We start from the raw sequence: 19,326 nt of genomic DNA on the forward strand, positions 1-19,326 counted from the left end.
ATGTCCCGACTCAATCCCCGGCAGCAAGAAGCCGTGAACTATGTCGGCGGCCCTCTTTTGGTGCTCGCCGGTGCAGGCTCCGGCAAGACCAGCGTAATCACCCGCAAGATCGCGCACCTGGTCCAGAATTGTGGCATCCGCGCCCAGTACATCGTCGCCATGACCTTCACCAACAAGGCCGCCCGGGAAATGAAGGAACGGGTTGGCGGCCTGCTGCGCGCCGGCGAAGGCCGCGGCCTGACGGTCTGCACCTTCCACAACCTGGGCCTGAACATCATCCGCAAGGAACACGCGCGGCTGGGCTACAAACCGGGCTTCTCGATTTTCGACGAGACCGACGTCAAGGCCCTGATGACCGACATCATGCAAAAGGAATACTCGGGCGACGACGGCGTGGATGAGATCAAGAACATGATCGGCGCCTGGAAAAACGACCTGATCCTGCCGCCCGAGGCCCTGGAAAACGCCCGCAACCCCAAGGAGCAGACCGCCGCCATCGTCTACACCCACTACCAGCGCACGCTCAAGGCGTTCAACGCGGTGGACTTCGACGACCTGATCCTCTTGCCGGTCAAGCTGTTCCAGGACCACGCCGACATTCTCGAAAAATGGCAGAACAAGGTCCGCTACCTGCTCGTGGACGAATACCAGGACACCAACGCCAGCCAGTACTTGCTGGTGAAGCTGCTGATCGGTACGCGCAACCAGTTCACCGTGGTAGGCGACGACGACCAGTCGATCTATGCCTGGCGCGGCGCGCGGCCGGAAAACCTGATGTTGCTCAAGGAAGACTACCCGTCGCTCAAAGTGGTGATGCTGGAGCAGAACTACCGCTCCACCAGCCGCATCCTGCGCTGTGCCAACGTGCTGATTTCCAACAACCCCCACGAGTTCGAAAAACAACTGTGGAGCGAGATGGGCCACGGCGACGAGATCCGCGTGATCCGTTGCCGCAACGAAGACGCCGAAGCCGAGCGCGTGGCCATGGAAATCCTCAGCCTGCACCTGCGCACCGACCGGCCGTACAGCGATTTTGCGATCCTGTACCGCGGCAACTACCAGGCCAAGCTGATCGAGCTGAAACTGCAGCATCACCAGATCCCTTATCGCCTGTCGGGGGGCAACAGCTTTTTCGGACGCCAGGAAGTGAAGGACCTGATGGCCTACTTCCGCCTGATCGTGAACCCGGACGACGACAACGCCTTCCTGCGGGTGATCAACGTGCCGCGCCGGGAAATCGGTTCGACCACCCTGGAAAAACTCGGCAACTACGCCACCGAGCGCAAGATCTCGATGTACGCCGCCACCGATGAAATCGGTCTGGGCGAACATCTGGACAGCCGCTTCACCGACCGCCTGGCGCGCTTCAAGCGCTTCATGGACAAGGTTCGCGAACAGTGCGCCGGGGAAGATCCGATTTCAGCACTGCGCAGCATGGTGATGGACATCGACTACGAGAACTGGCTGCGCACCAACAGCTCCAGCGACAAGGCTGCCGACTACCGCATGAGCAACGTCTGGTTCCTGATCGAGGCGCTGAAGAACACCCTGGAAAAAGACGAAGACGGCGACATGACGGTCGAGGACGCCATCGGCAAACTCGTGCTGCGCGACATGCTCGAGCGCCAGCAGGAAGAGGAAGACGGCGCCGAAGGTGTGCAGATGATGACGCTGCATGCCTCCAAGGGCCTGGAATTCCCCTACGTGTTCATCATGGGCATGGAAGAAGAAATCCTGCCGCACCGCTCCAGCATCGAGGCCGACACCATCGAGGAAGAACGGCGCCTGGCCTATGTCGGGATTACCCGCGCCCGCCAGACGCTGGCCTTCACCTTCGCCGCCAAGCGCAAGCAATACGGCGAAGTGATCGACTGCGCCCCCAGCCGCTTTCTCGATGAACTGCCGCCGGATGACTTGGCCTGGGAAGGCAACGACGACACGCCGACGGAAGTCAAAGTCGTTCGCGGCAACAGTGCCCTGGCGGATATACGCGCGATGTTGAAGCGTTAGAATCGACTACTTTTTTCCACCAGGCTTTTTAAATCCAGACGCTGAAGGCGTCACCAGAGGAGGCTTCATGGAAGCCCTGCACCAGAAAATTCGCGAGCAAGGCATCGTGCTTTCCGATCAGGTCCTGAAAGTCGACGCGTTCCTGAACCATCAGATCGACCCGCAGTTGATGAAGCTGATCGGCGACGAATTTGCCGCGTTGTTCAAGGACTCGGGCATCACCAAGATCGTCACCATCGAAGCCTCAGGGATTGCCCCGGCGATCATGACCGGGCTGAACCTGGGCGTACCGGTGATCTTCGCCCGCAAGCAACAGTCCCTGACCCTGACGGAAAACCTGCTGTCGGCCACCGTGTATTCGTTCACCAAGAAAACCGAAAGCACCGTCGCCATCAGCCCGCGTCACCTGACCAGCAGCGACCGGGTGCTGATCATCGATGACTTCCTGGCCAACGGCAAAGCCTCCCAGGCGCTGATCTCCATCATCAAGCAGGCCGGCGCGACTGTCGCCGGGCTGGGGATCGTGATCGAGAAGTCATTCCAGGGCGGCCGCGCGGAACTGGATGCCCAGGGTTATCGCGTCGAGTCGTTGGCGCGGGTGAAGTCGCTGGCGGGTGGGGTCGTGACCTTCATCGAATAACCCTGTGCCTCCTGTGGGAGCGAGCTTGCTCGCGATAGCGGTCTGTCAGACACATTTTGTGTACCAGATGCACCGCTATCGCGAGCAAGCTCGCCCCCACAAGGGTTTCAGGTGGGTCGCCAAGGCGCGGTGGCCTTGAGCCCCGCCAGCAACAACCGCTGAAACAACTCCTCCTTCAGTCCTTCAGGGCTGGCCAGCTGCATCCGCTCCAGATGCCCGGCAAACTCCCAGGGCTGCGGCGCATCGAGCGCGGCTTTGCCCAACTCCAGGATCTCGGTGAGCTTGAACTTGCTCTTGAGCCAGTTCAGCGCCCGCAACAGGTCGCGCTCGACCTCATCGAAATCACACCCCAGCGGGTACTCGGGAAACAGGTTCGGATGGCGTGCCTGGATCGCCTGCAAGCGTTCCGATGTGTTGTCGGCGAAGCGCGGGTCGAGGCGGAAATCCTTCGGCAACTTGCCGGCGGTTTGCGCCTGCTCGATCAACCCGGGCTGGAAGCGTGAATCGCTGATGTTCAGCAACGCCTCGATCACCGCAGCGTCGGTCTTGCCTCGCAGGTCGGCGATGCCGTACTCGGTCACCACGATGTCGCGCAAGTGCCGGGGAATCGTGCAATGGCCGTATTCCCAGACGATGTTCGAGCTGATCTCGCCCCCGGCCTCACGCCAACTGCGCAGCAGCAGGATCGAACGCCCGCCCTCCAGCGCATGACCCTGGGCAACGAAGTTGTACTGCCCGCCCACGCCGCTGAGCACCCGCCCGTCTTCCAACTGATCGGCCACCCCGGCCCCCATCAGGGTCATGGTGAAGACCGTGTTGATGAAACGGGCGTCGAGGCGCTGCAGGCGCTTGAGCTGTTCCTGGCCGTACAGCTCGTTGATGTAGCTGATGCGCGTCATGTTGAATTCGAGAAGACGGCTTTGCGGCAACTCGCGCAGGCGCTCATAAAAACTGCGCGGCCCGAGGAAGAATCCGCCGTGTATGCAGATGCCGTCGGGTTGCGCCGCCTCGTCGAGGGTGCCGGCGTTGGCCCGTTCCTGGGTCGGAACGTCGGGGTAGACCTTGCGCCGGACGATTCCGGCCTCGGCCAGCACCAGCAAACCGTTGACGAACATTTCACTGCAACCGTACAGCCCTTTGGCAAACGGTTCGACCCCGCCTTCACGCTCGATCAGTTGCGCCCACTGGCTAAGGTTCAGGTCCGCCAGCAGCGCCTGGTAACCGGCATTATCGGCCTGGCGTGCGAGCAGCGCCGCCGCCAGCGCATCGCCCATGGCGCCGATGCCGATCTGCAGCGTCCCGCCGTCGCGCACCAGGGTACTGGCGTGCAGGCCAATCAGATGGTCCTGGAAGCCCACCGGCATGTTCGGCGTGGAAAACAACGTGTGGCTGTCCTTCTCGTCGATCAACAGGTCGAAAGCGTCGATACCGACTTCCGCGTCGCCGGGCATGTAGGGCAAATCGCTGTGCACCTGGCCGACCAGGAGGATGGTCTCCCCGGCCGCCCGCCGCTTGGCGATCATCGGCAGCAGGTCGAGGGTGATGTCCGGATTGCAGCTCAGGCTCAGGCGATCCGGATGCTCAGGATCGCTCGCCACCAACTGCGCCACCAGGTTCAAGCCGGCAGCATTGATGTCCCGGGCAGCATGGCTGTAGTTGCTGCTGACATAGTTCTGCTGGGCCGAGGCGCTGTGCAGCAGGCTGCCGGGCTGCATGAAGAACTGCTCGACCCGTATGTTGGGTGGCAGGCTGTCCTGATGCAGGTCGGCCAGGTAATCCAGTTCGGGATAGTCACCGAAGACCTGTTCGACAAAGGGCTCGAGGAAGCGCTTCTGCAGACCATCACCCAGTTTCGGTCGGCCCAGGCTCAGGGCCGTGTAGATGGTCAACTGTCGCTCGGGCAGTTGTGCAATGCGCCGGTACAGCGCGTTGGCGAACAGATTGGGTTTGCCTAGCCCCAGTGGCATGCCGAGATGAATATGCGCGGGCAGGCGCTCGAGCACGTCATCCATCGCCTGTTCGATTGAACACAACTGCACCATCGGACCCTCCTGGACACTCCATGAATGTGGGTTGGACCGAGCTTGCCGCGTCTTGGTTGCGATGAACAGCCCTGGAGAAACCCCAGGCACAAAAAAGCCGCTCGTAAGCGGCTTTTTTACGCAAGATATCGGCGTATTACAGGCCGGACATCTCTTTGATGGCGCCCTTGAGGTCGTCATCCGAGCAATCGGCGCAGGTGCCTTTAGGCGGCATGGAGTTGATGCCGGTAATGGCCTTGGCCAGGATGCCGTCGAGGCCGCCCTGGTGATCGGCGCGCTCTTTCCAGGCTGCCTTGTCACCGATTTTCGGCGCACCCAGCAGGCCTGTACCGTGGCAAGCGTTGCAATGCTTTGCAATCACGTCAGCCGGCTTCTTGGCACCACCCGCGCCGCCAGCGGCAGTGGCAACTTCCATGCCTTTGCATTCTTTCCCCTGGACGCAGACCTGGCCAACGGGTTCGAGGCGCTTGGCGATTTCGTCGGTGGTCGCCGCTTGGGCACTGACTGCCCATAGGGCCAATACGGTTGCTGGTGCAGCCAGCATTTTCATAATTAGGTTCACGCGTACACCCTCAATGGTGGCTAGTCACGCCTGCGGCCACGGTTTGCAGGCGGGCGCAAGTATAGCGGTAAGCCCGTCACACTGAAACAACCCCAAAGTCGCAAGGGTCTTGTTTGCAATGACGGTTCCTTCCCTGGGCGCCTTTGCCGTATGGGCCGGCGCCGCTTTTTCTAGAAATTGGCCGGTGTGGCTGCGCTGATCAGTCGCGCCGGCACGTCGAACGGATTACGGAAACGGTGGGGCTTGGTGCTTTCGAAATAGTAGCTGTCGCCCGCTTCGAGCACGAAGGTTTCGACACCGACCACCAGTTCCAGCCGCCCTTCCACCAGGATCCCGGTTTCCTCGCCCTCATGGGTGAGCATCTCTTCACCGGTGTCGGCGCCAGGCGGATAGATTTCGTTGAGAAAGGCAATCGCCCGGCTCGGGTGTGCCCTGCCCACCAGCTTCATGGTCACGGCGCCGTCGGAGATGTCGATCAGTTCGTTGGCTTTATAGACGATCTGAGTCGGCTTCTCCTGAAGGATTTCTTCGGAGAAAAACTCGACCATCGACATGGGAATCCCGCCAAGGACCTTACGCAGCGAGCTGATCGAGGGGCTGACGCTGTTCTTCTCGATCATTGAAATAGTGCTGTTGGTGACGCCCGCACGCTTGGCGAGCTCACGCTGGGAAAGGCCTTTGAGTTTACGAATGGATTGCAGTCGTTCACCGACGTCCAATGCAGGAGCCTCCAGGGAATCAGGTTGTGAGGAAAGTGAGCGTTATCATGGCGACAGCGTTCAGTATTTACAACACTTTGACCCGAATCCTGTGCGGTGAAGCGACTTTCGGTAGCCGACGCCGTACGTCAATGCCCGGAATAGAGGCGTGGCACCCGCCGCAGGTTGCAGAAAATCTGATAGGGGATCGTGTCGGCGGCCTTGGCAACGTCGCTGGCCAGGATGTTCTTGCCCCACAACTCCACGGTCGAGCCGAGCCCGGCCTGGGGGACATCGGTCAAGTCGACACACAGCATGTCCATCGACACCCGTCCGACCAGTTGGCTGCGCTGCCCATCCACCAGCACCGGCGTACCGGTGGGCGCCTGGCGTGGGTAGCCGTCGGCATACCCCATGGCGACCACGCCGACCCGGGTTGGTTGCGAGGTCACAAAACGGGCACCGTAGCCCACCGGTTCGCCAGCGGGCAATTCGCGTACGCTGATGATCTTCGACTCCAGAGTCATCACCGGTTGCAGGCGCGAGGCGACGGCGTTGGGCTCGTCAAAGGGCGTAGCCCCGTAGAGCATGATGCCCGGGCGCACCCAGTCGCTGGGGATCTGCGGCCAGCCCAATACGGCCGGCGAGTTGCGCAGGCTGATCTGCGCCACCAGGCCCTGGCGGGCCTTGTCGAATATCGCCAGTTGCTCGGTGCTGCTGGGATCGTGCAGTTCATCGGCACGGGCGAAGTGGCTCATCAAGACAATCTTCGCCACCTTGCCGCTGGCGAGCAGGCGACGGTAGGCGGCCTGGTAATCCGCCGGATGCAGGCCGACCCGGTGCATGCCGGAATCGAGCTTGAGCCAGACCGTGATCGGCTGGCTCAGCGCGGCTTTTTCAATCGCTTCGAGCTGCCACAACGAATGCACTACGCACCAGAAATCGTGCTCGACGATCAACGGCAGCTCACTGGCCTCGAAAAAACCCTCCAGCAGCAGGATCGGCCCACGGATCCCGGCGGCCCGCAGCTCCAGGGCTTCTTCGATACAGGCGACGGCGAACCCGTCCGCCGTGTCCTGCAGCGCCTCGGCGCAACGCACCGCGCCGTGCCCGTAGGCGTCGGCCTTGATCACCGCAAGGGCCTTGGCCCCCGTGACTTCGCGGGCCAATTGGTAGTTGTGACGCAGGGCTTGGAGATCGATCAGGGCACGGGCAGGACGCATGGCGGCAGGCTTCTAGGCGGTCATGAATAAAAAACCGGTGCTGGCTGACAGCATGAACCACCAACAGCACCGGGAGAGGGATCGTTTGGGCCGGTATTTAAGGCAACGCGGCCACGATGGACAGCTCCACCAGGATCTCCGGTTCGCACAGCTTGGCTTCCACGGTGGCGCGGGCCGGGGCGACGCCCTTGGGCAACCATTTGTCCCAGACGGCGTTCATGCCTTCGAAGTGGGCCTCGATGTCCTTCAAGTAGATCGTCACCGATAGCAAACGATTCTTGTCGGTTCCGGCCAGGTCCAGCAAGCGTTCGATATTGGCCAGGCTTTCGCGGGTCTGCTGTTCAATACCGGCGTTCATGTCGTCGCCGACCTGTCCGGCCAGGTAAACGGTGCCGTTGTGTACGACAACCTGGCTCATGCGGTCATTGGTGAGCTGGCGCTGGATTGACATGTTTTGCAGACTCCTGGTGTTTGCTGCCATAACGGGAAATATCGAGGCCTTCGGCGCTGATCTGCGGCTTTTTCTTCGCCATCAGGTCGGCCAACAGGCGACCGGAACCGCAGGCCATGGTCCATCCGAGGGTGCCATGGCCGGTGTTCAGGAACAGATTCTTGAAGGGCGTGGCGCCCACGATTGGCGTTCCGTCCGGGGTGGTCGGGCGCAAGCCGGTCCAGAAACTGGCCTGGGCCAGGTCACCGCCCTGAGGATAAAGGTCGTTGACGATCATCTCCAGGGTTTCACGCCGACGTGGGTTGAGGGACAGGTCAAAACCGGCGATTTCCGCCATGCCGCCCACCCGAATACGGTTGTCGAAGCGGGTGATCGCGACCTTGTAGGTTTCGTCGAGAATGGTCGAAGTCGGCGCCATCGCCGGGTTGGTGATCGGCACGGTCAGGGAGTAGCCCTTGAGCGGATACACCGGTGCACGGATCCCGAGAGGCTTGAGCAGTTGCGGCGAGTAGCTGCCCAGGGCCAGGACGTAGCGGTCGGCGGTTTCCAGCTTGCCGTCGATCCAGACACCGTTGATGCGGTCACCGGCGAAGTCCAGGCGCTGGATATCCTGGCCGAAGCGGAATTGCACACCAAGCTTCTCGGCCATTTCCGCCAGGCGCGTGGTAAACATCTGACAGTCGCCGGTCTGGTCGTTGGGCAGGCGCAGGGCGCCGGCCAGGATGTCGGTGACATTTGCCAGGGCCGGCTCAACCCGGGCAATGCCCTCGCGGTCGAGTACTTCGAACGGCACACCCGACTCTTTCAGCACGGCGATGTCTTTTGCCGCGCCATCGAGCTGGGCCTGGGTGCGGAACAGCTGGGTGGTCCCCAGGCTACGGCCTTCGTAGGCAATGCCGGTTTCGGCGCGCAGCTCGTCGAGGCAGTCACGGCTGTACTCGGACAGGCGCACCATGCGTTCCTTGTTGATCGCATAGCGGCTGGCGGTGCAGTTGCGCAGCATCTGTGCCATCCACAGGTATTGGTCAATGTCGGCAGTGGCCTTGATCGCCAGCGGCGCGTGGCGCTGCAGCAGCCACTTGATGGCCTTGAGCGGTACACCCGGTGCGGCCCACGGCGAGGCATAACCCGGCGACACCTGGCCGGCGTTGGCGAAACTGGTTTCCATGGCAGGCGCTGGCTGACGGTCGACCACCACCACTTCAAACCCGGCACGGGCCAGATAATAAGCACTGACGGTGCCGATGACGCCGCTACCCAAGACCAGAACGCGCATGTTGATGCCCTCATCGCGGATAACCGCTGACGTTTGTTGTACATAGCTTTGATGGTCGCAGTGTAAAAAAGATCAGCCAGTGCTTTTCACTATATAAACGCCTATATTTGGCGAGAATTCTCGGCAAAAACCCTTTTCACGGAGGCGCATCACCTGTGCGTACCAACACCCAGACCAAACGTGAGCTGGACAAGATCGACCGCAATATCCTGCGCATTCTCCAGGCGGACGGACGCATCTCCTTCACCGAGCTGGGGGAAAAGGTCGGCCTCTCCACCACGCCCTGCACCGAGCGGGTACGGCGCCTGGAGCGCGAAGGCATCATCATGGGCTACAACGCCCGGCTCAATCCGCAGCACTTGAAGGGTAGCCTGCTGGTGTTTGTCGAGATCAGTCTCGACTACAAATCCGGCGACACGTTCGAAGAGTTCCGACGCGCCGTGCTGAAACTGCCTCACGTGCTGGAATGTCACCTGGTGTCAGGGGACTTCGACTATCTGGTGAAAGCACGGATTTCCGAGATGGCTTCGTACCGCAAGCTGCTGGGCGACATCCTGCTCAAGCTGCCCCATGTGCGCGAATCCAAGAGCTACATCGTGATGGAAGAGGTGAAGGAGAGCTTGAACCTGCCAATTCCGGATTGAAGACAGCTTCCAAGGCAAGAGTCGTCTGGACGGCCGCTATCGCGAGCAAGCTCGCTCCCACACCGGTCAGAGGTGGATACACTCTTGTGAGCAACGGAGATCCATTGTGGGAGCGAGCTTGCTCGCGAAGGCCGCGACTCGGTATCCCTGCCTGCTAGACCAACACCTGGCGAGTGCTGGCCATGTATTCATGAATCTGCTTCTCGACCCGCGGATGGATCAATTCCACCGGCCGCCGGCCATTGGGACACGGCAAGGTCGCGGTGGTGCCGAACAACCGGCAGATCAGCGGGCGCTCGTCGTAGACGGTGCAACCGTCGGGCCCCAGGTGCACGCAGTCGAGTGCGTCCATGGCCGCGTCCTGTTCGGCCCGGGTCTTGCGGGGCAAGCGGGCCATTTCCTCCGGCGAGGTGGTCACCGGACCACAGCAGTCATGGCAGCCCGGTACGCACTCGAACGAGGGAATCTGCTGGCGTAGCGTGCGAATTTTTTGACTGTTGCAGCTCATCGAGGCGGTTACCGAAGGAGACGGTCCAGGATTCTGCCTTAAAAGCCGCGCACCAGACAGCGCCAGCCGACCGGTGTTGCCCAGTAAGGAATCGCCAGCTTATGCTCCGTAAAATTTCTCAAACACAAAAATCAGGATTACGCACATGAACGCCCGTGTTCAGCAACCTGTCCCGAGCCACGCGCACGCCGCCTCTTATTACGCCGCCAGCAGCCTGCCGCAACCGGACCATCCGCTGCTGCAGGGTGAATTGCTGGCGGATGTCTGCGTGGTCGGCGGCGGGTTCTCCGGGTTGAACACGGCGATCGAACTGGCCGAGCGCGGCATGAGCGTGGTGCTGCTGGAAGCGCACCGGATCGGCTGGGGGGCCAGCGGGCGCAACGGCGGCCAATTGATTCGTGGCGTCGGCCATGGCCTCGATCAGTTTGCGCCGATCATCGGCGCCGACGGCGTGCGCCAGATGAAGCTCATGGGCCTTGAGGCCGTGGAAATCGTCCGACAGCGCGTCGAGCGTTTCCAGATCCCGTGCGACCTCACCTGGGGTTACTGCGACCTCGCCAACAAGCCCAGCGACCTGGAGGGCTTCGCCGAAGACGCCGAAGAACTGCGCAGCCTGGGTTATCGCCATCCGACCCGACTGCTGCAAGCCAACGAAATGCACAGCGTCGTGGGTTCGGATCGCTACGTCGGTGGGTTGATCGACATGGGCTCGGGGCATCTGCATCCGCTGAACCTGGCCCTGGGTGAAGCCGCCGCCGCGCAGCAACTGGGGGTCAGGCTGTTCGAGCAATCGGCGGTCACACGGATCGACTACGGCCCTGAAGTGAAGGTACACACCCAGCAGGGCTCGGTCCGCGCCAAGACGCTGGTGCTGGGCTGCAACGCTTACCTCAATGGACTCAATCCGCAACTAGGCGGCAAAGTGCTGCCGGCCGGCAGCTACATCATCGCCACCGAACCTTTGAGCCAGGCCCAGGCACAGGCGTTGTTGCCACAGAACATGGCGGTCTGCGATCAACGCGTGGCCCTGGATTACTACCGACTTTCGGCGGATCGACGCTTGCTGTTTGGCGGGGCCTGTCACTATTCCGGCCGCGACCCACAGGACATCGGCGCGTACATGCGGCCGAAGATGCTCAAGGTCTTCCCGCAATTGGCGGAGGTGAAAATCGATTATCAATGGGGTGGGATGATTGGTATCGGCGCCAACCGCTTGCCACAGATCGGTCGGCTCAAGGACCAGCCCAATGTGTATTACGCCCAGGCCTATTCCGGCCACGGGGTGAATGCCACGCACCTGGCTGGCAAATTGTTGGCCGAGGCCATCAGCGGGCAGCACAGCAGCGGTTTCGATCTGTTCGCCCAGGTCCCGCACATGACGTTCCCTGGCGGCAAGCACCTGCGCTCGCCGCTGTTGGCGCTGGGGATGTTGTGGCATCGGTTGAAAGAGCTGGTCTAAAGAACTTCAGCACTACGGATGACGCTATCGCGGGCAAGCCTTGCTCCCACAGGTCAATTTCAAATCTGTGGGAGCAAACAAATCTGTGGGAGCAAGGCTTGCCCGCGATAGCAATCTCAGAACCCACACCGCGTCAAAGCCGCCAGAACGGCTTCAAGCCCTCCTCTCGCGCCTGCTCCCGACTCAGCCCGATGTCACGCAACTGTTCGGGTGTAAGTTCCAGCAAGGCTTGGCGTGTATGCAGACGATGCCAGAACAGGGCCCAACGGCTCAGGCCGGACGGCGGCTTGCGCAACATCGCACTACGCAGCCCTCTCTCCTGCCCTGCCGCCAGTTCCTGACTGTGTAACGTCAGCCGCACATCGCTCAAGCCGTTCATTTTGATCGCTCCTGTTTACTTGGGTAGCCAGAGGTTTCATGATGCGCGGACGGTCAAAAGCAATACAGATTCAACTCATTTTTTTTATAAGCATACAGATTCGGTATTTCCGGCACTGAATTGTCATTTTCCACCCCAACTGTATCGGTTGCCGTGGTCCATCTCATCGGGAGCGCACCATGACCCTCTACGTGAACCTCGCCGAATTGCTCGGTACCCGCATCGAACAGGGTTTCTACCGTCCCGGCGACCGGCTGCCGTCAGTGCGGGCATTGAGCACGGAACATGGGGTCAGCTTGAGTACGGTGCAGCAGGCCTATCGCGTGCTGGAAGACAGTGGGCTGGCGATGCCGAGACCCAAGTCCGGCTATTTCGTCCCCGTGGGCCGCGAACTGCCGGACCTGCCGGTGGTAGGCCGTCCGGCCCAGCGCCCAGTGGATATTTCCCAGTGGGACCAGGTGCTGGAGCTGATCCGCGCCGTACCGCGCCCGGACGTGGTGCAACTGGGACGCGGCATGCCGGATATCAATTCGCCGACCATGAAACCGTTGCTGCGCAGCCTGGCGCAGATCAGCCGCCGACAAGACATGCCCGGCCTGTATTACGACAACATCTACGGCAACCTCGCGCTACGTGAACAGATCGCCCGGCTGTCGCTGGACTCCGGCTGCCAGCTGGGGCCCAACGATTTGATCGTCACCACCGGTTGCCATGAGGCCCTGTCGGTCAGCATCCGCGCCACCTGCGAACAAGGCGATATCGTCGCGGTGGACTCACCCAGTTTTCACGGGGCCATGCAAACCCTCAAGGGCCTGGGCATGAAGGCTTTGGAGATCCCCACCGACCCGCTCACCGGCATCAGCCTGGATGCCCTGGAACTGGCGCTGGAGCAATGGCCGATCAAGGCCATACAGTTGACCCCCAGCTGCAACAACCCCCTGGGCTACATCATGCCCGACGCTAATAAACGCGCCCTGCTGACCCTGGCACAGCGCTTCGACGTGGCGATCATCGAAGATGATGTGTATGGCGAGTTGGCCTACACCTACCCTCGCCCGCGCACCATCAAGTCCTTTGATGAAGACGGCCGCGTCCTGCTCTGCAGTTCTTTTTCCAAGACCCTGGCGCCAGGGCTGCGCATTGGCTGGGTCGCGCCGGGCCGGTATCTGGAGCGGGCGCTGCACATGAAATACATCAGCACCGGCTCCACCGCGCCACAACCGCAGATCGCCATTGCCGAATTTCTCAAGGGTGGCCATTTCGAACCCCATTTGCGCCGGATGCGTACGCAATACCAGCGCAATCGCGACGTGATGATCGATTGGATCAGCCGCTATTTCCCACCAGGCACCCGGGCCAGTCGCCCGCGAGGCAGCTTCATGCTGTGGGTCGAATTGCCGGAAGGCTTCGACACGCTGAAGCTCAATCGGGTCCTGCTGGACCAAGGCGTGCAGGTCGCTGTCGGCAGCATCTTTTCGGCATCGGGCAAGTACCGCAACTGCCTGCGGATGAACTACGCTGCCAAGCCAACGGCCCAGATCGAAGAGGCCGTACGCAAGGTCGGAACCGCCGCTATGGCGTTGTTGAACGAAACCCAGCGCGACATCGTCTGAACTTTATCCAGAGAAGCAGCACCCAACAGCCGATCAACGTGAACAAGCGGAACGATCCTACGTGAGATCCAGACCGATCCTGCCTGCGCTGCTGTTAGTCGCCTCACTGCTGAGCGGCTGCGCCAGTCTTGATGTCACCCGCGAGCCCTCCCAGGCCTTGCCGGCCGCCGAATCTTCGTTCGGCCGCTCGGTCCAGGCCCAGGCTGCCGCCCATGAAGGGCGCTCGGGCTTTCGGCTGCTGTCGGACAGCACCGACGCGTTCATCGCCCGGGCCGAGTTGATTCGCCACGCCCAAGGCAGCCTGGATTTGCAGTACTACATCGTCCATGACGGCATCAGCACGCGGATGCTGGTGGATGAATTGCTCAAGGCCGCCGACCGGGGCGTGCGCGTACGGATCCTGCTGGACGACACCACCAGCGATGGCCAGGATCAGATCATCGCGACCCTCGCCGCTCATCCGCAGATACAGATCCGCCTGTTCAACCCGCTGCACCTGGGCCGTGCCACCGGCGTGACCCGCAGCCTCGGACGCCTGCTCAACCTGTCGCAGCAACACCGCCGGATGCACAACAAGCTGTGGCTGGCGGATAACAGCATGGCCATCGTCGGCGGTCGCAACCTGGGCGATGAGTATTTCGACGCCGAACCCAACCTGAACTTCACCGACATCGACCTGCTCAGTGTCGGCCCGGTGGCCGAACAATTGGGGCACAGCTTCGACCAGTACTGGAACAGCGCCCTGAGCAAACCCATCGAACAGTTCCTGTCCCATCGCCCCACGCCCAAGGACCTGGCCAACAGCCGCCTGCGCCTGCAAGAATCCATGGAGCAGACCCAAAAGGAAAATCACGCGCTCTACCAGCAGTTGACCGCCTACAAGACCCAACCGCGCCTGGACACCTGGCGCGACCAGTTGATCTGGGCCTGGAACAAGGCGCTGTGGGACGCGCCCAGCAAGGTGCTGGCCAAGGACGAGCCGGACCCGCAGCTATTGCTGACCACGCAACTGGCGCCGGAACTGACCGGGGTCAGCAAGGAACTGATCATGATTTCCGCCTACTTCGTCCCCGGTCAGCCAGGCTTGGTCTATCTGACCAGTCGCGCCGATGCTGGCGTGTCGGTGAGCCTGCTGACCAACTCCCTGGAAGCCACCGACGTGCCCGCCGTGCACGGCGGCTATGCGCCGTACCGCAAAGCCCTGCTGCAACACGGCGTACGCCTGTTCGAACTTCGCCGACAACCGGGCGACAAAGGCAGCAGCCCTCACCTGTTCTACAGCAAGTCCTACGGCCAATCGGACTCCAGCCTGCACAGCAAGGCGATCATCTTCGACCAGCAGAAATCGTTCATCGGCTCGTTCAATTTCGACCCGCGCTCGGTGCTGTGGAACACCGAAGTCGGCGTGCTGGTGGACAGCCCTGAACTCGCCGGCCAAGTGCGCGACCTGGCCTTGCAGGGCATGGCGCCAGCCCTGAGCTATCAGGCCAGGCTGGAGGATGGAACGCTAGTATGGACCACCGAAGACAACGGCCAGACGCACGACCTGGACCGCGAACCGGGCAGCTGGTGGCGCCGATTCAATGCCTGGTTCGCCACGACCGTCGGACTGGAGCGGATGCTTTAGGGGGCGACCGCTTTCATGGCAACCCGCTTTTGGAGGCAGCCCGCTTTTGTGGCGAGGGAGCTTGCTCCCGCTGGACTGCGAAGCGGTCCCGGCTTTTGCGGTTGCTGCGCAACCGAGCGGGAGCAAGCTCCCTCGCCACAGGGGTTTCGGGGTTTTCAAGCGGGTTCTGTCGCCCCAAACGCCCCTTGACGCAACAACAGGATCACCAGCCCGAACGCCCCGGCGGCCATGAACAAAGGCAGCGCATGCCCGCTGACCCACTGGCTGCCTGCTCCCGCGGCCAGTGGGCCGATCAGGCAACCAAGGCCCCACAGTTGCGCGACGTGGGCGTTGGCCCGCACCAGCGCATCGTCGCGGTAACGTTCGCCGATCAGGATCAGCGACAACGTGAACAAACCGCCGGCACTGGCGCCGAACAGCACCCACAGCGGCCAGATCAACAGGGTATCGATCAACAGCGGAACCGCCAGGCTCGACAACGTCAGTGCCACCGCGCAACCCGTCAACAGCGCCCGGCGAGACACGCGATCGGCCAGGGCGCCGATGGGCAACTGCAACAGGGCATCACCGACCACCACGGTGCTGACCATCGCCAACGCGATGTCGGCGGTGAAGCCCTGGCGCAGACAATACACCGGAAGCAACGTGAGGATCATGGCCTCGAACGCGGCGAACAACGAGACCGCCCAGGCAATCGCCGGCAAGCCTCGGCAAAACGTCCACAGGTCGCCAAACGTAACGCTGCCGGCCTCGCTGCTCGGCGCACCGCTACGGCCCAGCAACAGCAAGGGTGCGATCAGCAGCAAACCGACGCCCACCCAGAACCCGTAGTCATGATCGGTCCCCAGTGCGCCCAGCAGCAGCGGGCCGGATAACTGGCTCAGGGCGTAGCTGCTGCCGTACAGCGCCACCAGTCGCCCACGCCATTTCTCAATGACCAGTTGATTGATCCAGCTTTCACCCAGAATGAACACCAGGGTCAGGACCACGCCAATCACCAGGCGCAACAGCAACCAGACCGGATAGCTGGGCAACAGCGCCAGCAACCCGATGGACACCGCGCCACCCCACAGGCACAGACGCATCAACGCCGCCGTGCCAAACCGCGCCGCCAGCCGGCTGGACACCTTGGCCCCGAGCAACACCCCCACGGCCGGCATGGCGGCCATCACGCCAATGGCGAACGAGCCATAGCCCCAGCCCTCCAGGCGCAGCGACACCAGCGGCATGCTCACGCCCAGGGCCAGGCCGACACTCAGGACAGACGCCAATACGGCGAAATAGGTCGCCCAACGCATTTCCACGCTCCTGTGGAGGGTCATCAATCTCAGCCATCCCCAAAAACACTGTGGGAGCGAGCTTGCTCGCGATAGCGGCGCAACATTCAACAAAGTCGTCGACTGTCATACCGCTATCGCGAGCAAGCTCGCTCCCACAGGGGGGATCAGCGCTGTTTGAAGCCCCGGACAGGATCCGGGGCCATCATCTTCAGAGCTTGATCCAGGTCGACTTCAGCTCGGTGTACTTGTCGAACGCATGCAGCGACTTGTCGCGACCGTTGCCCGACTGCTTGAAACCACCGAACGGCGCGGTCATGTCGCCGCCGTCGTACTGGTTGACCCAGACGCTACCGGCGCGCAGGGCCTTGGCGGTCAGGTGGGCCTTGGAGATGTCCTTGGTCCATACCGCAGCGGCCAGGCCGTACGGCGTGTCGTTGGCAATCTCGATGGCCTGCTCGGCGGTGTCGAAGGCAATGACCGACAACACCGGGCCGAAAATCTCTTCCTGGGCGATTTTCATCGCGTTGCTCACACCATCGAAAATCGTCGGCTCGACGTATGTACCGCCCGTTTCCTCAAGGATGCGCTTGCCGCCGGCCACCAGTTTGGCGCCGTCGCTGTGCCCGGCCTCGATGTAGGACAGCACGGTGTTCATCTGCTGGGTATCGACCAGGGCGCCGACGTTGGTGGCCGGGTCCAGGGGATTGCCCGGCTTCCAGCCCTTGAGGGCTTCGATCACCAGTGGCAGGAATGTGTCCTTGATGGAACGCTCCACCAACAGCCGCGAGCCGGCGGTGCAGACCTCGCCCTGGTTGAAGGCGATGGCGCTGGCGGCGGATTCCGCGGCGGCTTGCAGGTCCGGGGCATCGGCGAACACGATGTTCGGGCTCTTGCCGCCAGCTTCCAGCCAGATACGCTTCATGTTGGATTCGCCGGAGTAAATCATCAGTTGCTTGGCGATCTTGGTAGAGCCGGTGAACACCAGCGTATCGACGTCCATATGCAGGGCCAGGGCCTTGCCGACGGTGTGACCATAGCCCGGCAGCACGTTCAGCACGCCTTTCGGAATGCCGGCCTCGATCGCCAGTGCGGCGATGCGGATAGCGGTCAGCGGGGATTTTTCCGACGGTTTGAGCACCACCGAGTTACCGGTGGACAGCGCCGGGCCGAGCTTCCAGCAGGCCATCATCAACGGAAAGTTCCAAGGCACGATAGCGCCCACGACACCCACCGGCTCACGGGTTACCAGGCCCAACTGATCGTGCGGCGTAGCCGCCACTTCGTCGTAGAGCTTGTCGATGGCTTCACCGCTCCAGCTCAAGGCTTGCGCCGCGCCGGGAACGTCGATGTTCAGGGAATCACTGATCGGCTTGCCCATGTCCAGGGTTTCGAGCAGGGCCAGTTCTTCGGCATGCTGCTTGAGCAGGCCGGCAAAACGAATCATGGTGGCTTTGCGCTTGCTGGGTGCCAGGCGCGACCAGACGCCGGAACTGAATGTGGCGCGGGCGTTTTCGACCGCACGCTGGGCGTCGGCGACGTCACAGCTGGCGATCTTGCCCAGCAGGCGGCCATCGACCGGGCTGAGGCAATCGAAGGTTTCGCCGGACACCGCATCGGTGTACTCGCCGTTGATGAAGGCGCGGCCTTCGATCTTCAGGTCGCGGGCGCGTTGTTCCCAGTCGGCACGAGTCAGGGTGGTCATGCGTGTGTCCTCCTCTTATTGAGTACGAACGCCGCGCGGTGCGCAGCGCTCAAAAGAATTCTGCCCAACCAGCCTGGTTTCGGCGCCGTTTTCGGCATAGGGCACCCGCCACCCTAAACCAGCGGCTGGTCATGTTTCAATATATTTGACACAACGCTGGCAAACGACCTTGCGATGTTCGTTTTAATAAACATAGACTCGAGGCCTTCCAAGCGATCACTGGGGATCACCCGCATGAGCATTCAGGACATCGTCGATTTCAGCCAGGCCAATACCGCCGCCGAACGTTATCGCCCGGACCCGGCCAAGGTGTTCAAGGGCGATCCCGAGCAAACCGTGTTCAACCACTACAGCAGCCCCTGCGGGCAAATGAACGCGGGCGTATGGGAAGGCGCCGTCGGCCAGTGGACGGTCAATTACACCGAGGATGAATATTGCGAGATCGTCCAGGGCGTTTCCGTGCTGCGGGACGACGATGGCAATGCCAAGACGTTGCGAGCCGGCGACCGTTTCGTGATTCCAGCGGGATTCAAGGGCACTTGGGAAGTGTTGGAACCGTGCCGCAAGATTTACGTGGTGTTCGAACAGAAGGCTTGAGGACTTGTGCGGCCTGTGAGGGCCTCATCGCGAGCAAGCTCGCTCCCACAGGAATCTGAGGTGTCATAAGGTCCAGTGTGGGAGCGAGCTTGCTCGCGATGAGGCCCTCACAGGGCAACAAAAAAGGCCCGTATCTCGCGATACGGGCCTTTTTCGTAAGAAGGGAAAAATCAATTACTTGATTTTGCCTTCCTTGTAGATCACGTGCTTGCGAACAACCGGATCATATTTCTTGATCTCGATTTTGTCCGGGGTAGTACGCTTGTTCTTGTCGGTAGTGTAGAAGTGACCAGTACCGGCGCTCGAGATCAAACGAATCAATTCACGCATGATTAGCTCCCTTAAACCTTGCCATCGCGACGAAGTTCGGCCAGCACGACACTGATGCCACGCTTGTCGATGATACGCATGCCCTTGGCAGATACGCGCAGACGCACAAAACGTTTCTCTTCTTCAACCCAGAAGCGGTGATGCTGCAGGTTCGGCAGGAAACGACGACGGGTTTTGTTGTTTGCGTGGGAAATGTTATTCCCAGTCACCGGACCCTTACCGGTAACTTGACAGACTCTCGACATGCCTCAGCCCTCTAAAACCACATGCCCAACCCGGCATGGG

General features: G+C 61.5%; 19 protein-coding genes. 7 read left to right on the forward strand and 12 right to left on the reverse strand.

Annotated features, from left to right (window positions below; genetic code table 11):
• Positions 1 to 2,010 carry a DNA helicase Rep gene (rep, locus tag QMK47_RS00005; protein WP_014340843.1) on the forward strand — a complete coding sequence of 670 codons (2,010 nt, stop codon included), beginning with the start codon at positions 1 to 3 and terminating at the stop codon, positions 2,008 to 2,010.
• A gap of 67 nt (positions 2,011 to 2,077) precedes the next feature.
• Positions 2,078 to 2,650: a xanthine phosphoribosyltransferase gene (locus QMK47_RS00010; protein WP_018602593.1), complete on the forward strand. Its 573-nt coding sequence runs from the start codon at positions 2,078 to 2,080 to the stop codon at positions 2,648 to 2,650.
• 107 nt (positions 2,651 to 2,757) lie between these two features.
• Here QMK47_RS00010 and QMK47_RS00015 read toward each other — a convergent pair whose 3' ends face one another.
• From QMK47_RS00015 to dadA, 6 genes are all read right to left on the reverse strand, one after another.
• The gene (locus QMK47_RS00015) at positions 2,758 to 4,692 is read right to left on the reverse strand and encodes an acetyl-CoA hydrolase/transferase C-terminal domain-containing protein (RefSeq protein ID WP_320389619.1); all 1,935 of its coding nucleotides are present in this window, start codon (positions 4,690 to 4,692) and stop codon (positions 2,758 to 2,760) included.
• Between the two features lie 136 nt (positions 4,693 to 4,828).
• Positions 4,829 to 5,242, reverse strand: coding sequence for a c-type cytochrome (locus tag QMK47_RS00020; RefSeq protein WP_003206840.1), 414 nt, complete (start codon positions 5,240 to 5,242; stop codon positions 4,829 to 4,831).
• Between the two features lie 182 nt (positions 5,243 to 5,424).
• The gene (locus QMK47_RS00025) at positions 5,425 to 5,973 is read right to left on the reverse strand and encodes a cupin domain-containing protein (protein ID WP_003206841.1); all 549 of its coding nucleotides are present in this window, start codon (positions 5,971 to 5,973) and stop codon (positions 5,425 to 5,427) included.
• Positions 5,974 to 6,101: 128 nt separating this feature from the next.
• Positions 6,102 to 7,175, reverse strand: coding sequence for an alanine racemase (gene alr / locus QMK47_RS00030; RefSeq protein ID WP_320389620.1), 1,074 nt, complete (start codon positions 7,173 to 7,175; stop codon positions 6,102 to 6,104).
• A gap of 97 nt (positions 7,176 to 7,272) precedes the next feature.
• Positions 7,273 to 7,626 (reverse strand): RidA family protein, encoded by a 354-nt coding sequence (locus tag QMK47_RS00035; protein WP_320389621.1) that lies wholly within the window; start codon positions 7,624 to 7,626, stop codon positions 7,273 to 7,275.
• A complete protein-coding gene (gene dadA / locus QMK47_RS00040) occupies positions 7,598 to 8,902 on the reverse strand; it encodes a D-amino acid dehydrogenase (protein ID WP_024618128.1) in 1,305 nt (434 codons plus the stop codon). Before dadA ends, QMK47_RS00035 begins: the two co-directional genes overlap by 29 nt.
• Positions 8,903 to 9,057: 155 nt before the next feature.
• Between dadA and QMK47_RS00045 the strand changes: the two genes are divergently transcribed.
• Positions 9,058 to 9,546: an Lrp/AsnC ligand binding domain-containing protein gene (locus tag QMK47_RS00045; RefSeq protein ID WP_003206849.1), complete on the forward strand. Its 489-nt coding sequence runs from the start codon at positions 9,058 to 9,060 to the stop codon at positions 9,544 to 9,546.
• Positions 9,547 to 9,700: 154 nt separating this feature from the next.
• Here the strand turns inward: QMK47_RS00045 and QMK47_RS00050 are convergent, their stop codons facing one another.
• A complete protein-coding gene (locus QMK47_RS00050; RefSeq protein WP_092442997.1) occupies positions 9,701 to 10,054 on the reverse strand; it encodes a YkgJ family cysteine cluster protein in 354 nt (117 codons plus the stop codon).
• A gap of 145 nt (positions 10,055 to 10,199) precedes the next feature.
• Here QMK47_RS00050 and QMK47_RS00055 point away from each other — a divergent pair, with 145 nt between their 5' ends.
• Entirely contained in the window at positions 10,200 to 11,513 is a 1,314-nt protein-coding gene (locus QMK47_RS00055; protein WP_253470380.1) for an NAD(P)/FAD-dependent oxidoreductase, read from the forward strand.
• Between the two features lie 133 nt (positions 11,514 to 11,646).
• Here the strand turns inward: QMK47_RS00055 and QMK47_RS00060 are convergent, their stop codons facing one another.
• Positions 11,647 to 11,892 (reverse strand): DUF1127 domain-containing protein, encoded by a 246-nt coding sequence (locus QMK47_RS00060; RefSeq protein ID WP_018602562.1) that lies wholly within the window; start codon positions 11,890 to 11,892, stop codon positions 11,647 to 11,649.
• Positions 11,893 to 12,071: 179 nt separating this feature from the next.
• Here QMK47_RS00060 and QMK47_RS00065 point away from each other — a divergent pair, with 179 nt between their 5' ends.
• The gene (locus tag QMK47_RS00065; protein ID WP_214510110.1) at positions 12,072 to 13,505 is read left to right on the forward strand and encodes a PLP-dependent aminotransferase family protein; all 1,434 of its coding nucleotides are present in this window, start codon (positions 12,072 to 12,074) and stop codon (positions 13,503 to 13,505) included.
• 61 nt (positions 13,506 to 13,566) lie between these two features.
• A complete protein-coding gene (locus QMK47_RS00070; protein ID WP_258689877.1) occupies positions 13,567 to 15,132 on the forward strand; it encodes a phospholipase D family protein in 1,566 nt (521 codons plus the stop codon).
• 155 nt (positions 15,133 to 15,287) lie between these two features.
• Here QMK47_RS00070 and QMK47_RS00075 read toward each other — a convergent pair whose 3' ends face one another.
• Together QMK47_RS00075 and QMK47_RS00080 are read right to left on the reverse strand one after the other, a co-directional pair.
• On the reverse strand, positions 15,288 to 16,430 hold the full coding sequence (locus QMK47_RS00075; RefSeq protein ID WP_258689879.1) for an MFS transporter: 1,143 nt from the start codon (positions 16,428 to 16,430) through the stop codon (positions 15,288 to 15,290).
• Positions 16,431 to 16,620: 190 nt separating this feature from the next.
• Entirely contained in the window at positions 16,621 to 18,114 is a 1,494-nt protein-coding gene (locus tag QMK47_RS00080; protein ID WP_057449428.1) for an aldehyde dehydrogenase, read from the reverse strand.
• Between the two features lie 234 nt (positions 18,115 to 18,348).
• Here QMK47_RS00080 and QMK47_RS00085 point away from each other — a divergent pair, with 234 nt between their 5' ends.
• Positions 18,349 to 18,711 carry a cupin domain-containing protein gene (locus tag QMK47_RS00085; RefSeq protein ID WP_320389622.1) on the forward strand — a complete coding sequence of 121 codons (363 nt, stop codon included), beginning with the start codon at positions 18,349 to 18,351 and terminating at the stop codon, positions 18,709 to 18,711.
• A gap of 174 nt (positions 18,712 to 18,885) precedes the next feature.
• Here the strand turns inward: QMK47_RS00085 and rpmG are convergent, their stop codons facing one another.
• Together rpmG and rpmB are read right to left on the reverse strand one after the other, a co-directional pair.
• Positions 18,886 to 19,041: a 50S ribosomal protein L33 gene (gene rpmG, locus QMK47_RS00090; protein WP_003177274.1), complete on the reverse strand. Its 156-nt coding sequence runs from the start codon at positions 19,039 to 19,041 to the stop codon at positions 18,886 to 18,888.
• Positions 19,042 to 19,052: 11 nt separating this feature from the next.
• Positions 19,053 to 19,286, reverse strand: coding sequence for a 50S ribosomal protein L28 (rpmB, locus tag QMK47_RS00095; protein ID WP_003177273.1), 234 nt, complete (start codon positions 19,284 to 19,286; stop codon positions 19,053 to 19,055).
• Between the last annotated feature and the right edge of the window lie 40 nt (positions 19,287 to 19,326).

The organism is Pseudomonas sp. P9_35 (genome assembly GCF_034008205.1).
In the GTDB taxonomy this organism is placed as follows: Bacteria; Pseudomonadota; Gammaproteobacteria; order Pseudomonadales; family Pseudomonadaceae; genus Aquipseudomonas; species Aquipseudomonas kilonensis.